Raw genomic sequence first — 21,169 nt, 5'->3', positions numbered from 1 at the left:
ATGACGGGATTTGGTTTGGCATTCACTGTTGGCAATGATGGGAGAGTTGGTATTAACTGCTGGCAATGGCAAATTGGTCTTTACAGCGGCTATAACGGGAGAATTGACATTTACTGGCGGTAATGACGGTGGTTGCTTATATGAATGAGTTTATTTACTCGGTGATGGTTGTTGATATCAATAACAGTCGGGGGAGTGCTTACTATAATGGGGCGTAAATTATGATGAAATTAGCCACTAACAAAAACACTCGACATCTATAATGTTATAGTGTCGAGTGAATATGGTCGTATTGATGACTTATTATATACGGTTTATATCAGATGACTTTGCCTGATCTTGAGCTATTTCAATTACCGCATGGCCTAGCTGCACTAACGTACCAAAACTTGGCGATGTTTCAGGTTTTAATGATTTATAAGCACTGGTACGGCTTTTTATTCCTGCGCGTTCAACGACCTGACTGTGACCGAAAAATTCAACATATGAGCGAATGGCTGCTTGAAGAATATCAACACGACCCTCTTTCATTGAATCCCAAGCGGCTTGTTTAATAACTTGTTCCATCTCTTGAACATTAATAAGGTTGAGAGGCGAATCAATATAACGACCGACTGCGAGTTCTCGAAGGACGCTTGCTGGAAGATCAACGCCTTCCCAATCTAATGAACCGTCGCTACGTAAGGCAAAGCGCTTAAAATCACGCACTAATTTAAAAGCAGGTTTCTGGAAAATATCTTTGAGGTCTACTTCACCACAAAAGCCATCACTAAATGTTAACTCAAGTTTGAAGCCTTCCAACCAATCAACATCAATTACTTTTAGCATACATCACCTATAGCTTACCTGGATTCTCGCCGTTGACAGCTTTTGCCCACATTTTAAGTAACTTTTCACGGTTATTTTCAATGTGTGCTTCTGCTCGTTTTCGCTGTTTATTTGGAAGATAACCCTCTAAACTTTCAGCTGTTTCTATTGCTACGATAAGTTCATAGCCGCCATATTTTATATGGACATGAGGCAGTTTGTGCTGTTTGTTATCAAAGAAATACATACAAAAAGAAAGCCCCAGCAATACATCAATTTCGGGCATGTGAACCTCAATAGACTTATTATGCACAAACTATAGCACTGTATCTTTGTGGAGACAAATAGGGGGGTTAATACTTTTAGGTTTCAACGCGCTGTGAGTAGATTCCCTATCTCGTTCGTAACCTCACTGTAGGGAATGACGGGATTTGGTTTGGCATTCACTGTTGGCAATGATGGGAGAGTTGGTATTAACTGCTGGCAATGGCAATGGCAATGGCAATGGCAATGGCAATGGCAATGGCTAATTGGTCTTTACGGCGGCTATAACGGGAGAATTGAATTTCCTGACGGAAATGACGATAGTTGCTTGAAAGGGATTGTTAATGCTGCTGAGTGATGATATCAATACTCGATGTTAATTAAGGTGAGTGAAAAAGGCGATGGCGCAGGATACTGAGTTAATGCATAAAGTGAATACGGTGTTGTTATTGCATTCTGAATCTCTAACCCATTGGGAGCGTGATTATTTAAGTAACTTAAATCAAACCTTAATTCATCATGGTCAGTTATCGGAAAAGCAATTAACGCTATTTAAGCAAATCGTCACGCGCCGAAAAATAACTATTTAATTTAAAGCCTATTTGCAACCTCAATTAAATTACCATCGGGATCGCGAAAATAGAGCGAGATGATTTTTCCCGTTGCGCCAGTGCGTTCAACAGGGCCTTCGATAATAATGATATCTTGCGCTTGCAGATGTTGTTGAACCTCATCCAGAGCAGTGGTGGCAATAAAACATAAATCAGCACTGCCAACTTGCACTGTGGCGGCCTTAGGCTCAAATTCTGCGCCATGCTGGTGGAGGTTGATCTTTTGATTACCAAACCGAAGTGCAAACCGATTATCGCCAAAGGTGATTAATTCCATGCCAAGCACCCGTTGATAAAAGTTAGCACTCACATTTATATTAGCGACGGTTAACACTAAATGATCAAGATGACTAAGCTTCATTGAGTAACTCCTTATCTCTCAATAATTTGCTATCGACGATATCATATTAAACCGAGTGTGGTGATACTTGATTTAATATAGGTTGATAAAATAGATTACTGAAAAAATTGTTGCAGCTTTGGTGATTAATATTATGGTTAATTAAATCTTTTTATAGGCTGCTTGTTATGAACACCACAATTGAAACAATACTCAATCATCGCTCGATCCGCAGTTTTACTGACGCTGCTATTTCTGATGAGCAATTAAATGCGATCATTGCGGCAGGTATTGCGGCTTCTAGCTCAAGTATGATCCAAGCGACCTCTATTATTCGTATCACTGATCCAAATAAGCGAGCAGCATTGGCGCACCTTGCTGGTGATCAACCTTATGTTGCTCAAGCGGCTGAGTTTTTGGTGTTTTGTATTGATTATCAACGTCATTATTCAATTAGCACTGAGATCAAACCTGAATATACTGAGTTAGCCTTAATTGGCGCAATTGATAGCGGTATTATGGCGCAAAACTGTTTAGTCGCTGCGGAATCAATGGGTCTTGGTGGCGTGTATATTGGTGGGCTGCGTAATAATCCGCATGAGGTTGATGCGCTACTTAACTTACCGCCGTATTGTGCGGTTTTATTTGGTATGTGTTTAGGTGTACCTGCGCAAGATCCACAATTAAAACCGCGTTTACCAATGGCTATGATTTTACATCAAAATGAGTATCAGCCATTAAATAAACCACTGTTAGCACAATATGATCAACAAACGATGGCATATTACCAGCAGCGTTCAAGCCATAATAAACACCAAGATTGGTCTAACACCGTTACTCAAACCCTTTCAAAAGAGTCGCGTCCATTTATAGCGGAATATTTTCACAGTAAAGGGCTGATGGAAAAATAGCGCTTGTTGAGCCTCGATGAGGTTAGTAACTATCAATAAAAAGGGTAGCGAATAGGTTATTATCGCTACCCGATATTGATGAAGATTACATATAAATAAACTGCCGATATAGCTTATCAAGCTCGGCTCTTATTGATTGTATTTGGGCATCATCGTTATTATCACAAGCGGTTAATAATCCTTTCTCAGTGGCAGTGATCTGCTGGCATAAATCTGCAATGTTGGCACAAAACTCAGCTGAGTGTATGCCTTCATCTGTAGCAGTGATGACACTGCGCTGCGATGAGGTTGGCGTAATCTGATGCGCTTGATTATAGAGCTGTTGGCGCTGACGACGCTGCTGTGATTCATCAATCGCGCTTTTCATCGCTGGCGTGATTTTATCGGCATATAAAATGGCTTTACCGTTGGCATTACGGGCGGCTCGACCAATGATTTGAATTAAGGCTTGGCTCGAACGTAAGAAACCAGCATGATCCGCATCCAGAATCGCTACCAACGATGCTTCTGGAATATCCAGCCCTTCGCGTAATAAGTTGATGCCGATTAATACATCATATTGACCTTGGCGGAGCGCATCGATGATCTCTACCCGTTGTTGGGTTTTGACATCGGCATGAATATAGCTGACTTTAATGCCGTGTTGCTGCATTAATTCATATAAAGACTCGGCACTTTTTCTGGTCAGGGTGGTGACTAATACCCGTTCATTTTTTATGACCCGTTGCGCTATTTGTTCTAGTAAATCATCAACTTGGGTGGCGAGCGGCCGTACTTCAACAATCGGATCGAGTAAACCTGTTGGACGAATAATCTGTTCGACAACATGGCCTTGAGATTGTTTAAGCTCATAGTCGCCAGGGGTTGCTGATACAAAGATCGTTTGTGGTTTGATTTTCTCAAATTCTTTAAATGTTAGTGGGCGATTGTTTTTGGCTGACGGTAAGCGAAAACCATAATCAATTAGCGTTTCTTTGCGGCTTTGATCACTGCGTTGCATTGCCGATATTTGCGGCACCATCACGTGTGATTCATCAATAAATAATAACCCGTCTTTGGGTAAATAATCTAATAAGGTAATTGGTGGTAACGTCGCATCACGCTCATTGATATAACTGGCATAATTTTCAAGCCCAGAGCAGTAGCCTAGTTGCTGCATCATTTCGATATCATGCATGGTACGTTCATATAACCGCGCTGCTTCAATAATGCGATTATCCTGATTAAGTTCAGTAACGCGTAATGCTAAGTCTTGCTGTATCTTAACCGCTGCTTGAGTGAGCTTTTCTTTGGAGGCCGCATATAAGGTTTTTGGGGATACAAAGTAGTGCTCAATATCGCCTTCTACTTTGCCTGTTAATGGATCTAGCCATTGCAGGGTTTCAACCTGATCATCAAACAATACCGCTCGTACTGCTTTGGATTCCGAGTCGGCAGGATAAATATCAAATACATCACCATGAACTCGAAACGTGGCGCGTTCAATGGTGCGATCACAGCGATTATATTGAAGTGCGGTTAAACGTTGAATAAAGTCTTGGCGAGTAATTGTTGCGCCAACAAATAGCGGAATTTGTACGGCGCGGTATTGGTCGGGATCGCCTAAGCCATAAATAGCCGAAACCGATGCCACGACAATCACATCTTTACGCTCGATTAAGGATTTAGTGGTCGATAATCGTAACCGTTCAAGTTGCTCATTAATGGCTGAGTCTTTACGAATAAAGCGATCACTGCCGGGAATATAAACTTCAGGTTGGTAGTAATCATAATAAGATACAAAATATTCGACCGCATTTTCAGGAAAGAAGCGTTTCATTTCGCTATAAAGTTGCGCGGCGAGGGTTTTGTTATGTGCCAAAATCAGTGTTGGGCGCTGTAAGCGATGGATCATATTCGCCATCGTGAAGGTTTTGCCTGATCCTGTTACCCCTTTTAGGGTCTGGTGAGTGATGCCTTGCTCAACGCCATCAATCAGTTTAGCTAACGCTTGTGGTTGGTCGCCAGAAGGTGGGTATTTTGAATGTAGAATAAAAACATTGTCCGGCATAGTGAGTCGCCTTTTTTAGCTATTTATTATTAGTTTCTAACGTCAACATACGCTTATTTGAATCGAATCTCTAACTCAATAATCGACCATGTTGATTGAAATATACTAGATGAATCGATATTAGCCTTGATTAGCTGCGACTTTTTTTTATGGACCGATAATTGGAATAGGTAATTAGCAGGCCTGCGATCACGATAAATAATCCGCCACCAAGGGTGTTATAGGTTGGCAATTCATCAAATAACCAGTAGCCAAAGATGCAGGAAAAGACAATCTGAAAATAAAAGAACGGCGCAACATGCGATGCTTCGGCAATGTTCATGGCTTTAATTAAACACAGCTGCGACACAATAGTGACGATAGGAATAGTGATAAAGTAGGGTAAGGCTGCTAGTGTTGGCGTCTGCCACATCTGCGGCTGAATAATGAGTAGAAAGCTTGAAATAGTGCCAAGAATAAAGAACGAATTAATCAGCACCGACAGCAGTGAGATCTTAGAATCAATAGTTTTAGTGATCAGGTTGTAACCAGAGTTTGTTATCGCAATCAGTAAAGGCAATAAATACACCCACTGTAAGCCTGTTATATTGGTTGGGTTAATCACCACCACTACCCCAACAAAGCCCAATAAGGTTGCGATAATTTTTATTGGGGTCAGGGTTTCTTTGAAAAATAAGGTCCCCCCGAGCATATAGGCGATACTGCCCATTTGCACAATGATGATATACATTTCCAACGGTATATATTTTAACGCAATCACTGACGTTACTGCACACACTAAAAATAATACCGCCCGTAGGATTAATTTAGTGTTAGTGGCAAAAATGGCCGTTTTTGTTTGCTTAGGCATAAAAATAGCCATGCATAAAAAAGGGATCGCAAACCTAAAAAATACCATTTGAATCGGGTGGTATCCGTGTTGTATCAGGTATTTATCAGCGCTGTCTTTAAGGGTTAATGACAAGGTAGCAACGATAATTAACATCGCACCGAGCATATTATGGTTTTTGGTCTGCATGGTATTTTTATCGTTTGGTTAATTTGATGCCATTAAAAACGGATAATTTCTTATTAGCATAAAGTGTCTATTTCTGATCTACCATGATTTTCAGCAAACTATTTTGGACGTTAAAAAATAATAGCCAACTGTTAAAGGTTGGCTATTAGGTTTAATAAACGAGGCTTTAAGCTAGTTAAATTCGCCACTGCAATAGCAATAGCAATAGTAATTAAGCAATAACACTCTCTGCTGCTACATAAGGTAGATTAAGTGCTTGAGCGACACTTTCACAGGTAATGTGACCACGATAAACATTTAATCCATTGCGTAAATGCGGGTTATTTTGCAGTGCTTGTTGATAACCATTATTAGCCAGCTCAACAATATAAGGTAGGGTGGCATTATTTAGCGCAACCGTAGAAGTTCTCGCTACCGCACCGGGCATATTTGCCACACAATAATGCACCACTTCATTAACAATATAGGTTGGCTCATCATGGGTTGTTGGATGGGATGTCGCCACACATCCTCCTTGGTCAATAGCAACATCAACAATTGCTGCACCAGATTTCATTTTTTTGATCATCTCTGCGGTGACAAGCTTTGGCGCTGCAGCACCGACAACCAGCACAGCACCTATCACCAAATCTGCTTCTAGGACATGACGTTCAATAGCATCATTGGTTGCATAGACGGTTTTTAGTTTGCCCCTAAATTGAATATCAAGTTGACGTAGTACATCAATATTGCGGTCTAAAATTACCACATCGGCTTGTAACCCCAGTGCCATTTGTGCCGCATTATTACCTACCACACCGCCACCAATAATAACGATTTTCGCAGGCTCAACGCCAGGAACGCCACCGAGTAATACTCCGCGTCCTCCACGTGATTTTTCAAGTGCAAATGCTCCGGCTTGAATTGACATTCGTCCTGCAACTTCAGACATCGGTGCTAATAAAGGTAAGCGCCCATGTTGATCGGTTACTGTTTCGTAGGCAATACAAATCGCCTTGCTGCGAATAAGATCTTCTGTTTGGGCAGGATCGGGAGCGAGGTGGAGATAAGTAAATAGAAGTTGGCCTTCACGTAGCATCGCACGTTCACTTGGTTGTGGCTCTTTGACCTTTACAATCATGTCTGATTCTGCAAATACTGCAGCCGCAGTGGGTAAAATTTGCGCGCCTGCGTCAATGTAGTCTTGATCGCTAAAGCCGATTCCCGATCCTGCTTGAGTTTCGATATATACACCATGTCCATGAGAAACCACTTCTTTAACTGCGGCTGGAACCATGCCAACACGGTATTCATGAGTTTTAATTTCTTTAGGTACACCTAGGATCATAATAATCAACCTTGATTTCGTGTTATTGGAATGTATTTATTTGTTATCGGTATATCTATAAGGTTAGATTAACTTTATTGGTGTGTGTAACTATTTTTAAAGTAAATTTAGGTCTTATTAACTGTGTTTGTCTGTTGGTGTGGTTGTTTAATCTAAGTTTGATCGATATCACAGCCTAAATGATTGTTGTTTTTTGCGTTTTATAAGGTGAGTAATTAAAAAAGTTGTAGAGTAATACTGATTGGTATGAATAGCGGTTACGATTGATGTAAGATAAACTATATTTCCAGTATTATGGAAATGTAATCAAGTATATCCTCACGAGCGTGAAGTGCCGACGGTCGCTATTCGTGATGCACAGGCAACAGTCGTTACTGATTTAGTCAGTGAAATAGGGTTATTTAGCGCATATTTTAATGGTAAGCCTGTTACTGAGTTCGATGGTTATGCTGGATATTTAATTCGTAGTAAGCTCGCAACTGAAAATGAGGGTGGCATTCATAGCGGTAAAGGGATTTTGGTCATTGGTGCTGATAGATTAATGTAAGCGGGTTAAATATGTATAAATACGGTGGTTAATCTTAAAATTGACGTAAAAACTATTGAGTTATTATCGCCAAAAGGCATATTAGATGACTATTTGAGTCATTTAGCCATTGGAGTCTACTGCTGTGCTTAACCGAACCACCGTTATTTCGACATTATTGCTTTCTTTATCTTTCGTGGCACCCGCTGCATTTGCGGGCACAACCCAGCATAATAGCTATCAAGTTCTTCCTGCTCAAAATGAAATTGTGACTAAAACGGATTTTGGTTATCAAACCTATATTTTCCATTTCACTGCGAATGGGCAGCGGTTATCAAGTATAGATTTTGTTGATCATATGGAAACGCAAGCAGCAGCATGCAAAAACTGGTTATATGTTCCTGCATTCAATAATCTTAATGTTGCTGATGAAGTCGTATTACGAGTAAGTACCAATTACAATCCAAGCACCCACAATTGTACTGCCCATGCTTATGCGGGTAATAATGGTGGCAATATGGATCGAGTATTAGCCTTGTTTCAAAAGAAAGAGTATGTCGATATCGCAGGGTTTAATTTATCAGCCAATGGCTTTACTTCTGCGGTCGAGGATTTGTAAACCAGTATTGTTGTGACTCAATAAACGCCAGCATTTTTCGAAATTAGTGATTAAAGCGTTCCAATGCTGGCATTATTGTTATGGTGTCGTGCGATGATTTAATCGTGCATAAATAATAAAGCTCACCACAGCTAACCCTCCCATGATTAAATAGCCGTAACTTAATCCAAATAATTTAACGCTCATACCTGCCACTAAATAGGTGATTAACCACCAAAAATGAGTTAATGAAAAATGGGCTGCAAAATACGGTCCGGTATCTTCATTATTGTTATCGCAGGCTTTGGTAATAATCAGCCCCGCCGACGTTTGAATAAATGACATTCCTGCACCCATGGCAAAGCAGACACAGCTAAAACCAATCCAACCGGGCGTTAATACCCCCATTAAAAAAGCCCCACAAATAATGGTTAATCCCAACCAATGAAAATGCTGCGGAGTATATTTATCCAGTAATTTAGGTAATTGCAGTGCGACAATCATTGAGCCTAAACCCGTTATCATTAAGGCTAATGCTGTTTGGGTTTGATTGCCTTGAAGGATGTCATGTACATAAACGACAGTATTAACCAGCACCATTGCCGAGGCGCTAGCAGCGGCTAAATAAGCAAACCATAATGCTTTAAGGCTCGGTTTACTTAAGTAGTTACTGATGCCTTGAGTTAAGCTATTTAAACTGATCTTGGTTGCGATGGTTGGTGCAGGTTTAGGTAAACTACAGCATAAGATTAGTCCTGCTGAGATAATAAAGGTGGCGGCATCAAGAGTGAATAGCTGCTTAAATTGAATAACCGTCAGCAGGATCGCAACTAAGATCGGACTGATTATCTGCTCTAAATCATACGCCATTCGACTTAAAGAAAGTGCAGTGGCATATTGATGTTTATTGGGGAGTACTGTGGGTAATGTCGATTGAAATAATGGCGAAAATCCCGCTGAGCATGCATTGATCGCAAACATTAACCCATACACTTGCCATACATGAGTCACAAACGGCAAGCATAAAAACAGCAATGCGCGTGCAATGTCTAATATAATCAGGGTGTGTTTTTTTGGTAACCGATGCGCAATAGCGCCAAAGAGAGGTGCAAGACCAATATAAGCGACCATTTTAATGGCAAACGCAATACTTAACACCATACCAGCATTATTCCCAGCCAAATTATAGGCAAGTAAAGCCAAGCAAACTGAACTGACACCGCTTCCGATAAGAGAAATAATTTGTGCAGCAAGCAGGCGTATATAATTTTGATTACGCCACATTGAGTCGGTGTTCGTTATTGCTGTCATGTTGTAAGTCCAATTTATTAAACCAAAGCTTATTCCACAATCGAGTAACCTCAGTTTGTGATCTTATTCGCGCGAGATGATAGAAACCGTTTGGGGAATAGCGATAAGTATATTGTTTTTATAGTTATCATTTAAATTGAACGTTTTTATAATTACTATTAGTGAATTCGATAACCTTTAGCGGCTGAAATCACGATGAAAGAAATTAATTGGCGTGGCGTAGATCTCAATTTATTACTAACATTTGATGCGTTATACCGTTTTAAAAGTGTTTCTGCAGCCTCGAAACAGCTGCATTTAGGTCAGCCTGCAACCAGTTATAATTTAAAACGGCTGCGAGAATTATTACAAGATCCGTTGTTTGAGCGGGTAGGCAATCAAATGTCACCGACAACCAGAGCGCAAGAAGTCGCGCCTAAAGTGGCGATGATTCTTGCTATTTTTAGTCAAGATATTTTGCCGTCAGCCGTGTTTGAGCCACATAGCTATGAAGGGAAGTTTATTATTGGTGTCAGTGATTATGCCGAGCAAATATTTGGTCCTGATATTTTTGATACATTGCAGCAACTCGCACCCGCAGCGAAAGTGATTTTTAAACCTGTTGATAGTGAGAATTGCGTTGATTTATTAACAGCACATAACACCGATGTTTGCATTGGGGTGTTTAATGATTTACCCGAGCATGTATTAACGACATTTTTGTACCGTGAGCAGCATCTGTGTACTTTTGATAATAGTGTGATGCAAATTCAAGTCCCGATTGATCTACCAACCTATTTAAATACTCCGCAAATTATTGTGACTGCTAATGAATGTTTAACCACTCAAGTAGATAAAACTTTGGCGACATTAGGTGTAAAGCGAAATGTGGTTTTAGGCACGACTCGATTCTTGACCGTTAGACGAATGTTAGTTGGTAGAAAGATGGTTGCAGTAATGGCTGAAATGGTCGGTCGTTCTGATCTGATTGATGACAGTTTAACTTTGTGCACGCCACCGATTGAGATTCCCGACTTTAATATCGAAATGGTGACTTTAAAACGTGATAGTCACCATTCGCGTATTAGGTGGTTATCTGAATTAATAAAGCAGTTAATTCAAACTAAAGTGAACACATTACGTAATATTAAATAAACAATAATCGTTATGGTTAAATCTAATTAACGTCGGTGGTGCTGAGCACGGTTTCTATATCATGGCAACAGCCACCACAGCCTGTACCTGCGGTTGTTATACGACATAATGTCGATAGATCCTGTATTTTATTATTGGTGATCGTATTAATAAGTTGTTGTTTCGTTATTTGCTTACAAACACAAACAATATCAGAGGCGGTAAGCTTATCTTCACCGTTAAGGAACTGATGAACGTTAATATCGTTAACGTCATTACCAATAATGTTTGCCGATATGGTGCAGTAACGATGGCTATTATGGGGATGAATAACCACAGAGGCTAGGCAACTATTATTGTTAAATACTACAGCACGGCGGCTGTTGTGAGTAATGGCTCGTAAGTTGTGTTGCGTCAAAGGCATGAAATGAGCCATTAATATTTGCTCTAAGGCGCTTGATGTCAGGTTTGAGCTGATAAAATATTGATAACCGGCTGCGACTTTTTTACATACCCAATAGAGTGCTGTTGATGCACTAAGCTCAGTTGCTGCGATTGCGGTGGTGGTCGTTAAAATAGCATCGGTGGTGTAAGTGAGTGGTGACAGTTGAACGGCGGTCGCTTTATATTGTGGCTGTCCTGAAATCGAATCGCGGTGTTCACCAATAAGCGCGCAAACACTGCCTGCTGATGAAGTCTGCTGAGTCCAATGAATGGCGATAAATACCTGTTGAGGTTTGACATCGGTAGTAATACGGACTCGAAAAATAGCTTCGCCGTAGTGGCTGGTTACCGTTACTAATTGATTATTAATAACTTGGTAGTGATTGGCATCTGTTGGGTGTACTGATATCAATGGTTGTTGAATATGATCAGCTAGCGAGGCCGCAAGCCCGGTGCGTGTCATGGTATGCCATTGATCTCGAATTCTGCCAGTATTGAGTAATAAGGGATAAGCCGCTGAAGCGTGGGTTATCACTGGGCGATAAGGGGTTGCAATAAAACACGCGCGCCCATCTTGAGTTGGAAAAATACCGTCACTAAATAATCGCTGCGGGTTACTATTATCACCATTAATTGGCCATTGTTGCGGCAATAAATGATCATACTCGGTAGCGGTTAAGTTGCTTAGTCCGCTAAGGTTAAGCAAGCGTGGGCTTTGAGTCGAGTGATTGTTGGTTGCCGTTAATGCAACATGTTCGGCAAAGATTTGGGCTTCATTAGTGTAATTAAACTGGTTTTCAAATCCCATTCTTTGTGCGATCTGAGTGACTATCCACCAATCAGGCTTGGCTTCGCCTTGAGTGGGAACTAAACGTCGTTGACGGGAAATACAGCGCTCAGAATTGGTGACAGTGCCTGACTTTTCACTCCAACCTTGAGCCGGAAGTTTGATCGTAGCATGGCGCAGTGTATCGTTATCATCGACACAATCTGAGACGATCACACACGGACATTGAGCCAGTGCTTGATTGATTTTATTGCTGTTAGGTAAGCTAGCGGCAGGATTGGTGGCGATGATCCATACCGCTTTTATTGATCCATTGGCAATCGCATCAAACATATCAACCGCTTTAAGTCCTGGTCGAGTGGCAAGTGTGTCGGTTTGCCAAAAATCACTGAGTAACTGCCAATGATCGTGATGTTCAAAACAGAGGTGCGCCGCTAAGGTGGTGGCTAAGCCGCCGACTTCACGTCCGCCCATCGCATTAGGTTGACCCGTAATAGAGAAAGCGGTCGCACCGAGTTTACCTATTCTTCCTGTCGCTAAATGGCAGTTGATGATCGCATTGACTTTATCTGTGCCTGATACCGATTGGTTTACGCCTTGAGAATATAGCGTCACAGTACGTGAATGAGTGGCAAATAGCTGATAGAAGCTGTGCAGTTGCTGCTCACTGAGTCCGGTTAATTGGCTTACCTGTTGTTGATCTAAAGCGGTTGCTGTTGTTAATGCGGCCGTAATATTGTTGGTATGGGTATCGATATAGTGTTGATCAACATAGTCATTGCTATGTAAGTAACTGAGTAAACCATTAAATAGTGCCACATCACTGCCTGCGGTGATGGAAAGGTGTAAATCAGCAATCTCACAACTGGCAGTATGGCGCGGATCAATCACCACAATTTTAGTATTATGCTGTTGTTGTGCTTGTTTAAGACGCTGAAAAAGCACCGGATGACACCACGCAAGGTTCGAGCCTGTTAAAATAACCACTTCAGCGGCTTCTAAATCATCGTAACAGCCTGCAACACAATCTTCACCAAATGCCCGTTGATGCCCAGCGACGGCTGATGACATACATAAACGCGAATTGGTATCAATATTAGCGGTGCCAATAAAGCCTTTCGCTAATTTATTTATTACATAATAATCTTCGGTGAGTAATTGTCCGGAAACATAAAACGCAATCGCATCAGGGCCATGGTTATCAATAATATTCTGAAGCTGATTTGCTGTTTCATTTAAAGCTTGGTTCCAGCTCACCGGCTGATTTAATATTTGTGGCGTTAGCATACGGTTATTAATAGTGAGAGTTTCTGCCAACGTTAATGCTTTTGCACACAGTTTACCTTTATTGGCAGGGTGTTGTTCGTCACCTTTTATATCGAGTTGACCATCATTATTGATACGCGACTTTATTCCACAGCCGACACCACAATAAGCACAGGTTGATTTTGTCCATGAGCTTTGTTTATTCATTGATGACGGCTCCCTTTATTAATATAACTACAATAGATGATCGTGATTAATTACAGGCAACATATATACCAACAGTGATTAAATATTAATTATATGGCATTCTTTGTTTTTAAGTGTTTGATTATGTATGTTTCTGCTTGGCTGTTGGCTTTGCCGTTATTCTATTTTATGATCATTTAACATTAATCATTTTGGTGCAACGGTAGATTAGTCATGCACCATCACGGTGTTTATTGTTTTCAATATATTTTAAATTAGGCCATCTTTGTTGGTAATTAATTGTTATTTACTTTTCTAATTCATATGCTTGATGATTTTATTTATTTTTAAATGCAGGCTGGCATTAACATTGCTGAATAAATAACAGTCTCAAATAACAACATGAAATAAAAATAAAAGTAATGATGATTTTAAAATAAGAGGTGAACAATGAAACCATTGCAGCCGCAACAATATTCGTTAGTGACTAATGACGCTGAGATTCAATGGTGTCAGGTAATACAATCGAAGAATAGTCTGTCTCACTCAGGAACAGTGACGTTAGTCGGTGCAGGGCCTGGGGATCCTGATTTATTAACATTAAAAGCGTTAAAAACTCTTGAGCAAGCAGATGTAGTGGTTTACGACCGCTTAGTCAGTGCGGCGATTATGGCGTTGATTCCAGCGCGCAGCCAAACCTTATGTGTCGGCAAAGCCAAAGGCCAACAAAGCATGACTCAGACTGGAATTAATCAGTTATTAGTGCGGTTAGCCCAACAAGGAAAACACGTGTGTCGCCTTAAAGGTGGCGATGCATTTGTGTTTGGTCGTGGTGGTGAGGAAATACACTATTTACGTCAGCATAGCATCAAGGTCGATGTTGTACCGGGTATTACTGCCGCTAGTGGGTGTTGTGCCTATGCGGGCATTCCACTGACCCATCGCGGTGTGTCTCAAGGGTGCACGCTAGTCACGGTTCACGCCGAAAAAGATCCTGATATTCAATGGCAAGCATTAGCCAATCTCAACCATACCTTAGTGTTTTATATGGGATTATCCAAAGTTGATCTGATCTGTCAGCAATTAGTGTTGGCAGGATTAAAGGCGGCAACACCTGCTGCAATAATAGAAAAAGGCTGCACTGCTGAACAACGACTCATTAGCGCGACATTAACGACCTTAACCGAGCAAGTTAACCGTCATCAAGTTTGTTCTCCAGCATTAATTATTGTTGGTGAGGTAGTGAGTTTAAGTGACAGTTTGGCATGGTATCAACCTCAAATGGATGCGCTGATATCGATGAATAAACATCAGCAGTTGGCATAAATACAGGGAGAGTAACATGAATAAAAAGCGCGTGGTTATTGTTGGTAATGGCATGGTTGGGCATCATTTTATTGAGCAGGTATTAGCCCTTGATAGTGCTAATAACATCAAGTTGGTGACTTTCTCTGCAGAAGATCGCTTAGCCTATGATCGAGTGCAACTGAGTCATTATTTCAGCGGTAAAACAGCGGCAGATTTAGCCCTTGCCGATGAGGTTGAGTATCAACAAGCTGGGGTTGGTTATCATGTTAATCAACAAGTGACAGCCATTGATCGAGAGCATAAATACGTTGTTACCACGCAGGGGAAAAAGATTGATTATGATCAGTTGATCTTGGCTACAGGATCATACCCCTTTGTACCCCCGATTACGGGTAATGATGGTCAACATTGTCATGTCTATCGCACCATTAATGATTTAAAGGCCATTGCGGCATCAGGTAAAAGCAGTCGAGTTGGAGTGGTGATTGGTGGTGGTTTACTTGGACTGGAAGCGGCAAATGCGCTGCAAAATATGGCCTTGGAAACCCATGTGGTTGAGTTTGCATCGCAGTTAATGGCGGTACAGTTAGATGAAGGCGGCGGCGCGGTATTACGGCAAAAAATTGAAGCATTAGGTGTACATGTCCATACCAGTAAAGCAACCGAGAAAATCGTCACTGGTGATCACTGCCGTTATAAACTTATTTTTGCCGATGGCACTGAATTAGAAACAGATATGGTGGTTTTCTCAGCAGGTATTCGCCCGCAAGATACGCTAGCAAAACAAGCGGGGCTGACAGTGGGTGAGCGTGGTGGGGTTGTGATTAATGATCAATGCCAGACCAGTGATGCTGATATTTATGCCATTGGTGAGTGTGCGTTATGGAATAACCGTATTTTTGGGTTAGTAGCACCGGGCTATAAAATGGCACGGGTGGCAGCGTCGACGGTATGCGGTATTGAGGCGGCATTTACGGGTGCCGACATGAGCACCAAATTGAAATTATTAGGGGTTGATGTCGCCAGTATCGGTGACGTTCATCATGATGTTGATGCTGCTCAAGTGTTTACGTTATCTCATGATATTGAGCAAAGTTACCAACGGATCATTGTCTCCAAGCAAGGTGATAGATTAGTTGGGGCAGTATTAGTCGGTAATGTTGAACAGTATTCGCAACTATTACAACTAACACTCAATCAGCAGCCATTACCCACCCCAGCGTCGTTATTATTAATGCCAAAGGCGTTAGCGGCGAGTGCTCAACTGACCGTAAGTGATGATCTACTTGGTGATGAGGCGCAAGTATGCTCATGTTTTGATGTGACGAAAGGCCATATTCGTCAAGCAGTTGCTAATGGTTGTCGTGATATGGCTGAGCTTAAAACCATCACTAAGGCCAGTACAGGTTGCGGCGGTTGTGTTAGTTTTGCTAAACAAATTATGCAAACTGAATTAGCAGCGTTAGGTCATCAAGTGAATCACCATTTATGTGAGCATTTTAGCTATAGTCGCCAGCAGTTAGCCGACATTATTAGAGTTAAAAAAATTAAAACCTTTAGTGCTCTATTAACTGAATATGGTTCAGGATTAGGCTGTGATATTTGTAAGCCTGCCGTTAGTTCAATTTTAGCTTCATTTTGGAATGATTATATTTTGGATCCACAACATGTCGGCTTGCAAGATACTAATGATATTTATCTTGGCAACATGCAAAAAGACGGTACTTATTCGGTTGTGCCGCGTATTCCTGCCGGTGAAATTACCCCTGAAAAATTAATTATTTTAGGCCAAGTTGCGCAACAATTTAAACTGTATACCAAAATAACCGGGGGCCAACGAATTGATTTATTTGGCGCCCAGTTACATCAATTACCGCAAATTTGGCGATTATTAGTGGATGCGGGTTTTGAAACTGGACACGCTTATGGCAAATCAGTACGCACCGTAAAATCATGTGTTGGATCAACATGGTGCCGTTATGGCATGGCAGATAGCATGGCGTTTGCGATCGATCTTGAAAATCGCTACAAGGGTTTACGTTCGCCGCATAAGCTTAAGTTTGCTGTTTCTGGTTGTACCCGTGAATGTGCAGAAGCGCAATCTAAAGACATTGGCGTAATTGCTACTGAAAATGGCTGGAATTTATATATTGCGGGTAATGGCGGCATGCGGCCACGTCATGGCGATTTGTTTGCCTCAAACATTGATAGCGATACTTTAATTCGCTATATCGACCGTATTTTGATGTTTTATATTCGCACTGCCGATAGGTTGCAACGGACCTCGGTATGGTTAGAAAACCTTGACGGTGGCATTGATTATTTACGCCAAGTGGTGATTGATGATGCGTTAACGATTAATGCGGAACTTGAGCAAGATATGGCAACCAGTTTGAGTCATTACCAATGTGAGTGGAAAACCACCCTTGAGTCACCACAAGAGTTGCGTCGGTTTCAACATTTCATTAATAGTCGTCAGCCTGATTTGGGGTTGCTATATCACACCGTTCGTCAGCAACGAGCGCCAATGATATGGCCTAAAAGCGCAGATTCGATTGCAATTGTTAATATTACCGAATAAGGATAAATAATGATCAATCAATGGATTACTGTGTGTAATGAAAATGATTTATTCCTTGATGCCGGAGTCTGTGCATTGGTGAATGGCTATCAGATAGCGCTGTTTCTATGTGGTCATAATAATAGCCTCTATGCGATTAATAATTATGATCCCATCGGCAAAGCGAACGTGTTGTCACGGGGGATTGTTGGCTCATTAAATGGCACTGTAGTGGTAGCGTCACCATTATATAAGCAGCATTTTTGTCTTGAAACTGGCCAATGTGTCGAGCTGGCTGAAACGCTAGTACCGACATACCCTGTGCGCCGTTATCACGGTAATGTTCAGGTGCAATTGGTCGTTTCTTTACTGGGTAAATAGGGAGCAATCATGTCGAATTATCACAAGTTTAATTTGTTCTCTTTTCGCGGCAAAATGAAAATACTTCATATAAGTTGGCTGGCTTTTTTTATTACATTTATGGTGTGGTTTAATTTTGCGCCCTTGCTGCAAGCGGTAAAAACCTCGTTAGGCCTAACCACGGAACAAATAAAAACCTTATTAATATTAAATGTTGCATTAACCATTCCTGCGCGAGTCGTGGTTGGCATGCTTACCGATAGATATGGCCCACGGCTTGTGTACAGTTTGTTATTAGTACTGTGTGCGATTCCTTGTTTTGTTTTTGCATTTTCAACCACGTTTATGCAAGCCGCTCTTGCCCGTTTTGCGCTCGGTTTTATAGGTGCAGGGTTTGTGATTGGGATTCGATTAGTGTCGGAGTGGTTTCCCCATCATGAATTAGGCACTGCGGAAGGTATTTATGGTGGCTGGGGCAATTTTGGCTCTGCGGCAGCGGCATTTACATTACCAACGTTAGCATTATGGTTCGGTGGTGATGATGGTTGGCGTTATGCGATGGCAGTAACAGGTGGATTAAGCGTTATTTTTGGGGTGATATTTTATTGGACAGTGACAGATACTCCCCAAGGTGCAACCTATTATAAATCTCATCATGTTGGTGCAATGGAAGTGACATCACGCGGAGATTTATGGCTATTAACGGTTATGAAAATCCCCATGTATGCCGCGATGGGGTTATTGGCGTGGAAGCTGTCATCGCCAGCGATTGGTATGTTAAATGCTGATATTAGTTGTGGTATTTATATCGTTTTGGTTGGGTTGTATTTATTTGATATTAAACAACTGTGGCGAGCTAATCGACAAATGTTAATCAAGCCTGTAGCCGCCATTCATCGCTATTCTTTTCGGCAAGTTGCAGTGCTTAATGTGTTGTATTTCACTACTTTTGGTTCGGAGTTAGCGGTGGTATCGATGTTGCCATTATTTTTTGCTGACATCTTTACTTTACCCCCAGTGATGGCGGGTATGGTTGCATCTTCTTATGCGTTTATGAATTTAGTTTCTCGCCCTAGTGGTGGCTGGTTGTCGGATAGATTTGGCCGTAAATCAACCTTACTAATTTTAACCGCCGGTTTGGCTATCGGATATTTGTTGATGGCGAATATTAATGCCAGTTGGTCATTATGGATTGCGATATTAGCGGCAATGATTTGTTCGTTCTTTGTTCAGTCAGGAGAAGGAGCGGTATTTGCAGTGGTGCCATTAATTAAACGCCGCATGACAGGCCAAATTGCAGGCATGACAGGCGCGTACGGTAATGTTGGTGCGGTGTGTTATCTGACTATTTTATCGGTGGTTGAATACAGTACTTTTTTTGTCATTATTGCATTAACCGCTATCTTAGGTTTTGTGGCGTTATTAGCACTGCAGGAGCCATCAGGCACAATGGCCGAGATCAATGATGATGGTAGCGTGACCTTAATTGATGTTAGTTAGTGGCATAACCGAGTCATTCAATAAGGAATATCATGACGGTAACTAATCTGTCGGTAGGTTATGGCGGCTATTCTGATGTAGGAAAAAAGCAGCAAAATCAGGATGCCTTTGCGGTGTTATCCCCCTCAAAAACGCTAGAGTTACAACATAAAGGGGTGGTGGCGTGTATTGCTGATGGTGTTAGTTGTAGTCATCGCAGTTATATCGCCAGCCAATTGAGTGTTGTTCATTTTATTGAAGATTATTTAGCGACCGCCACCACGTTATCGGTTAAGCAAGCTGCTTCTTCGGTATTAAATACGCTTAATTCATGGCTATTTGATGATGGCCACCAAGCAGGACTACCGCAAGATGCTGCTGTGAGCTCTTTTTCAGTGGTGATCATTAAATCCAATACGGCGCATATCTTTCATATTGGTGATTGCCGAGTGTATTTATGGCGTGATAGCAATTGTTGTTGCTTAACTCAAGATCACCGCCGCAATCATCATGATGGTCAACACTATCTTACTCGTGCACTAGGAATGGATTCGCACCTACAAGTGGATTATCAAACCATCGCGTTAAATGTCGGTGATAAGCTCGTGATGACCACTGACGGTGTGCATGATGTTGGTGATATTGAACAATCAATGGCAACCACGATGACGACTGAACCTCTATTATTTGGCTTACAACAGCAACAGTGTTTAGAGCGGCAAGCGCGTCAGTTAGTCACGAATGCCCAGCAACAAGGAGCACAAGATAATGCCAGTTGTGTGGTGCTAGAGATTGCAGCGCTACCTTTGCCTGCTGCTGATGAAATTTTAGCGGCGTGTCGGTATAAAACTATTCCGGCTGCACTTAATGTTGGGCAACGAATCGATCAATTTGTTATTTGCCGTATTCTTGATGCAGGCTGTCGAAGTCATATTTACTTGGCTAAGTCGAATGATGATAACAATTATTATGTATTAAAAATGCCATCGCCCAATATGGTTGATGATGTCCAATACCTTGATTGTTTTGTGCGTGAAGGTTGGCTAGGACGACAATGTCAGTTTGATGGAATAATGCCAATATTTAATCATAATGCCCAATCAGCGTTTCTCTATCATGTGTGTGAATATCTTGAAGGTTCTACACTGCGGCAGTGGATGATAGATAATCCTAATCCCCCCTTGGCGACTGTGCGAGTGATTGTTACTGAAATTGTGGCAGTAGTACGAACTTTACAACGACAAGGTATTTATCATGCCGATATCAAGCCTGAAAATATTATATTAGGTTCTGATTGTAGAGTGACGCTGATTGATTTTGGCAGTGCGTGGATCAATGGCTATCAAGAGCTAGACTTAGCACAGACTCATTACCATCCTCGAGGGGATTTAAATTATCTCGCTCCTGAGTGTCATGCTGGTGGTAAACCATCAATGTTGAGTGAGCAGTTTTCAGTTGCAGTTGTTATTTATGAAATGCTAACCGGATCATTACCTTATCCACGTTTAACACCTCATAGTAGCGTACCTATTGCTATCAAGATGAACTATACATCACTCAACCATTATCGTGCAGATTTACCGTTATGGTTAGATGTGAGCCTCAAGAAAAGTTGTCATCCATATGCGCAATATCGTTATCAAGCCCTTTCTGAATTAGTCATAGCATTAACCACTCCAGCATCATTACCGACAATGATGCAACAGCCATTAATTGAGCGTAACCCTTTGTTATTATGGCAATCTATTAGCCTAATATTAGCGGTAATTATCATGCTACAAGCTTTTTTAGCGACCTAAATGTAAAACAGCGTAAAGGTGAGGGATCGCCATATATTCGAAAAAATAGCTTTGCTAGTATTGTATTCCTTATGAGAATATATGGTGCTGGTTGATCCTAGCGC

General features: G+C 41.4%; 18 protein-coding genes and 2 pseudogenes. 12 read left to right on the top strand and 8 right to left on the bottom strand.

All coding sequences use genetic code 11. The annotated features are described in order from the left end of the window. The first annotated feature begins 10 nt into the window (after positions 1–10). Complete coding sequence (locus tag PMAL9190_RS20170) at positions 11–148, top strand: hypothetical protein (protein WP_159458354.1); 138 nt, start codon at positions 11–13, stop codon at positions 146–148. Between the two features lie 155 nt (positions 149–303). Here the strand turns inward: PMAL9190_RS20170 and dhiA are convergent, their stop codons facing one another. Together dhiA and dhiT are read right to left on the bottom strand one after the other, a co-directional pair. Next, positions 304–828, bottom strand: coding sequence for a type II toxin-antitoxin system antitoxin DhiA (gene dhiA / locus PMAL9190_RS04200; protein WP_087844048.1), 525 nt, complete (start codon positions 826–828; stop codon positions 304–306). After that, positions 822–1,093: pseudogene (dhiT, locus tag PMAL9190_RS04195) on the bottom strand (type II toxin-antitoxin system toxin DhiT). The gene dhiA and the pseudogene dhiT overlap by 7 nt, the downstream one beginning before the upstream one ends. A 150-nt stretch (positions 1,094–1,243) precedes the next feature. Here dhiT and PMAL9190_RS20165 point away from each other — a divergent pair. Together PMAL9190_RS20165 and PMAL9190_RS04185 are read left to right on the top strand one after the other, a co-directional pair. Next, positions 1,244–1,429, top strand: coding sequence for a hypothetical protein (locus PMAL9190_RS20165; protein ID WP_159458353.1), 186 nt, complete (start codon positions 1,244–1,246; stop codon positions 1,427–1,429). A 43-nt stretch (positions 1,430–1,472) separates the two neighbouring features. Further along, positions 1,473–1,661: a hypothetical protein gene (locus PMAL9190_RS04185; protein ID WP_060997027.1), complete on the top strand. Its 189-nt coding sequence runs from the start codon at positions 1,473–1,475 to the stop codon at positions 1,659–1,661. Between the two features lies 1 nt (position 1,662). On the opposite strand, the gene PMAL9190_RS04180 is transcribed toward PMAL9190_RS04185, so the two are convergent. Further along, positions 1,663–2,043 carry a VOC family protein gene (locus PMAL9190_RS04180; protein WP_087844045.1) on the bottom strand — a complete coding sequence of 127 codons (381 nt, stop codon included), beginning with the start codon at positions 2,041–2,043 and terminating at the stop codon, positions 1,663–1,665. 167 nt (positions 2,044–2,210) lie between these two features. Between PMAL9190_RS04180 and nfsA the strand changes: the two genes are divergently transcribed. After that, positions 2,211–2,933: an oxygen-insensitive NADPH nitroreductase gene (nfsA, locus tag PMAL9190_RS04175; protein ID WP_087844044.1), complete on the top strand. Its 723-nt coding sequence runs from the start codon at positions 2,211–2,213 to the stop codon at positions 2,931–2,933. A gap of 85 nt (positions 2,934–3,018) precedes the next feature. Here the strand turns inward: nfsA and uvrB are convergent, their stop codons facing one another. The 3 genes from uvrB to ald form a co-directional block, all read right to left on the bottom strand. After that, positions 3,019–4,983, bottom strand: coding sequence for an excinuclease ABC subunit UvrB (uvrB, locus tag PMAL9190_RS04170; RefSeq protein ID WP_087844043.1), 1,965 nt, complete (start codon positions 4,981–4,983; stop codon positions 3,019–3,021). Positions 4,984–5,113: 130 nt separating this feature from the next. After that, positions 5,114–6,001 (bottom strand): DMT family transporter, encoded by an 888-nt coding sequence (locus tag PMAL9190_RS04165; RefSeq protein WP_087844042.1) that lies wholly within the window; start codon positions 5,999–6,001, stop codon positions 5,114–5,116. Positions 6,002–6,212: 211 nt separating this feature from the next. Further along, positions 6,213–7,328, bottom strand: coding sequence for an alanine dehydrogenase (gene ald, locus PMAL9190_RS04160; RefSeq protein WP_087844041.1), 1,116 nt, complete (start codon positions 7,326–7,328; stop codon positions 6,213–6,215). A gap of 307 nt (positions 7,329–7,635) precedes the next feature. Between ald and PMAL9190_RS04155 the strand changes: the two are divergent. After that, a pseudogene (locus PMAL9190_RS04155) lies at positions 7,636–7,870 on the top strand (glutathione synthase); the annotation flags it as partial. 129 nt (positions 7,871–7,999) lie between these two features. Continuing rightward, positions 8,000–8,473, top strand: a complete 474-nt coding sequence (locus tag PMAL9190_RS04150) for a hypothetical protein (RefSeq protein WP_065166407.1) — start codon at positions 8,000–8,002, stop codon at positions 8,471–8,473. Between the two features lie 78 nt (positions 8,474–8,551). Here the strand turns inward: PMAL9190_RS04150 and PMAL9190_RS04145 are convergent, their stop codons facing one another. Further along, positions 8,552–9,763 carry an MFS transporter gene (locus PMAL9190_RS04145; protein WP_235004274.1) on the bottom strand — a complete coding sequence of 404 codons (1,212 nt, stop codon included), beginning with the start codon at positions 9,761–9,763 and terminating at the stop codon, positions 8,552–8,554. Between the two features lie 195 nt (positions 9,764–9,958). Between PMAL9190_RS04145 and PMAL9190_RS04140 the strand changes: the two genes are divergently transcribed. Beyond that, a complete protein-coding gene (locus tag PMAL9190_RS04140) occupies positions 9,959–10,897 on the top strand; it encodes a LysR substrate-binding domain-containing protein (RefSeq protein WP_087844040.1) in 939 nt (312 codons plus the stop codon). Between the two features lie 22 nt (positions 10,898–10,919). Here the strand turns inward: PMAL9190_RS04140 and PMAL9190_RS04135 are convergent, their stop codons facing one another. Continuing rightward, positions 10,920–13,580 (bottom strand): nitrate reductase, encoded by a 2,661-nt coding sequence (locus tag PMAL9190_RS04135; protein ID WP_087844039.1) that lies wholly within the window; start codon positions 13,578–13,580, stop codon positions 10,920–10,922. 429 nt (positions 13,581–14,009) lie between these two features. Here PMAL9190_RS04135 and cobA point away from each other — a divergent pair, with 429 nt between their 5' ends. Genes cobA through PMAL9190_RS04110 form a run of 5 tightly spaced genes read left to right on the top strand, consistent with a single transcriptional unit; the run spans position 14,010 to position 21,065 of the window. Next, a complete protein-coding gene (gene cobA / locus PMAL9190_RS04130) occupies positions 14,010–14,885 on the top strand; it encodes a uroporphyrinogen-III C-methyltransferase (RefSeq protein WP_087844038.1) in 876 nt (291 codons plus the stop codon). Between the two features lie 16 nt (positions 14,886–14,901). Continuing rightward, complete coding sequence (gene nirB, locus PMAL9190_RS04125; protein ID WP_087844037.1) at positions 14,902–17,448, top strand: nitrite reductase large subunit NirB; 2,547 nt, start codon at positions 14,902–14,904, stop codon at positions 17,446–17,448. 12 nt (positions 17,449–17,460) lie between these two features. Continuing rightward, complete coding sequence (gene nirD / locus PMAL9190_RS04120) at positions 17,461–17,808, top strand: nitrite reductase small subunit NirD (RefSeq protein ID WP_087844214.1); 348 nt, start codon at positions 17,461–17,463, stop codon at positions 17,806–17,808. A 9-nt stretch (positions 17,809–17,817) separates the two neighbouring features. Continuing rightward, positions 17,818–19,287 carry a NarK family nitrate/nitrite MFS transporter gene (locus PMAL9190_RS04115; protein WP_087844036.1) on the top strand — a complete coding sequence of 490 codons (1,470 nt, stop codon included), beginning with the start codon at positions 17,818–17,820 and terminating at the stop codon, positions 19,285–19,287. A gap of 32 nt (positions 19,288–19,319) precedes the next feature. Beyond that, positions 19,320–21,065, top strand: coding sequence for a bifunctional protein-serine/threonine kinase/phosphatase (locus PMAL9190_RS04110; RefSeq protein ID WP_087844035.1), 1,746 nt, complete (start codon positions 19,320–19,322; stop codon positions 21,063–21,065). Positions 21,066–21,169 lie beyond the last annotated feature (104 nt).

It is taken from the genome of Photobacterium malacitanum (assembly GCF_900185615.1).
In the GTDB taxonomy this organism is placed as follows: domain Bacteria; phylum Pseudomonadota; class Gammaproteobacteria; order Enterobacterales; family Vibrionaceae; genus Photobacterium; species Photobacterium malacitanum.
The sequence above is the reverse complement of the archived record's forward strand: the minus strand, read 5'-3'. Positions and strand labels throughout refer to the sequence as shown.

Coding starts and splice junctions, on each gene's coding strand:
- PMAL9190_RS04165 (WP_087844042.1), bottom strand. CDS start 6,001: ATGCAGACCAAAAACCATAATATGCTCGGTGCGATGTTAATTATCGTT.
- dhiA (WP_087844048.1), bottom strand. CDS start 828: ATGCTAAAAGTAATTGATGTTGATTGGTTGGAAGGCTTCAAACTTGAG.
- PMAL9190_RS04110 (WP_087844035.1), top strand. CDS start 19,320: ATGACGGTAACTAATCTGTCGGTAGGTTATGGCGGCTATTCTGATGTA.
- nfsA (WP_087844044.1), top strand. CDS start 2,211: ATGAACACCACAATTGAAACAATACTCAATCATCGCTCGATCCGCAGT.
- PMAL9190_RS04140 (WP_087844040.1), top strand. CDS start 9,959: ATGAAAGAAATTAATTGGCGTGGCGTAGATCTCAATTTATTACTAACA.
- PMAL9190_RS04185 (WP_060997027.1), top strand. CDS start 1,473: ATGGCGCAGGATACTGAGTTAATGCATAAAGTGAATACGGTGTTGTTA.
- ald (WP_087844041.1), bottom strand. CDS start 7,328: ATGATCCTAGGTGTACCTAAAGAAATTAAAACTCATGAATACCGTGTT.
- uvrB (WP_087844043.1), bottom strand. CDS start 4,983: ATGCCGGACAATGTTTTTATTCTACATTCAAAATACCCACCTTCTGGC.
- PMAL9190_RS04115 (WP_087844036.1), top strand. CDS start 17,818: ATGTCGAATTATCACAAGTTTAATTTGTTCTCTTTTCGCGGCAAAATG.
- nirB (WP_087844037.1), top strand. CDS start 14,902: ATGAATAAAAAGCGCGTGGTTATTGTTGGTAATGGCATGGTTGGGCAT.
- PMAL9190_RS04180 (WP_087844045.1), bottom strand. CDS start 2,043: ATGAAGCTTAGTCATCTTGATCATTTAGTGTTAACCGTCGCTAATATA.
- PMAL9190_RS04135 (WP_087844039.1), bottom strand. CDS start 13,580: ATGAATAAACAAAGCTCATGGACAAAATCAACCTGTGCTTATTGTGGT.
- PMAL9190_RS04145 (WP_235004274.1), bottom strand. CDS start 9,763: ATGACAGCAATAACGAACACCGACTCAATGTGGCGTAATCAAAATTAT.
- cobA (WP_087844038.1), top strand. CDS start 14,010: ATGAAACCATTGCAGCCGCAACAATATTCGTTAGTGACTAATGACGCT.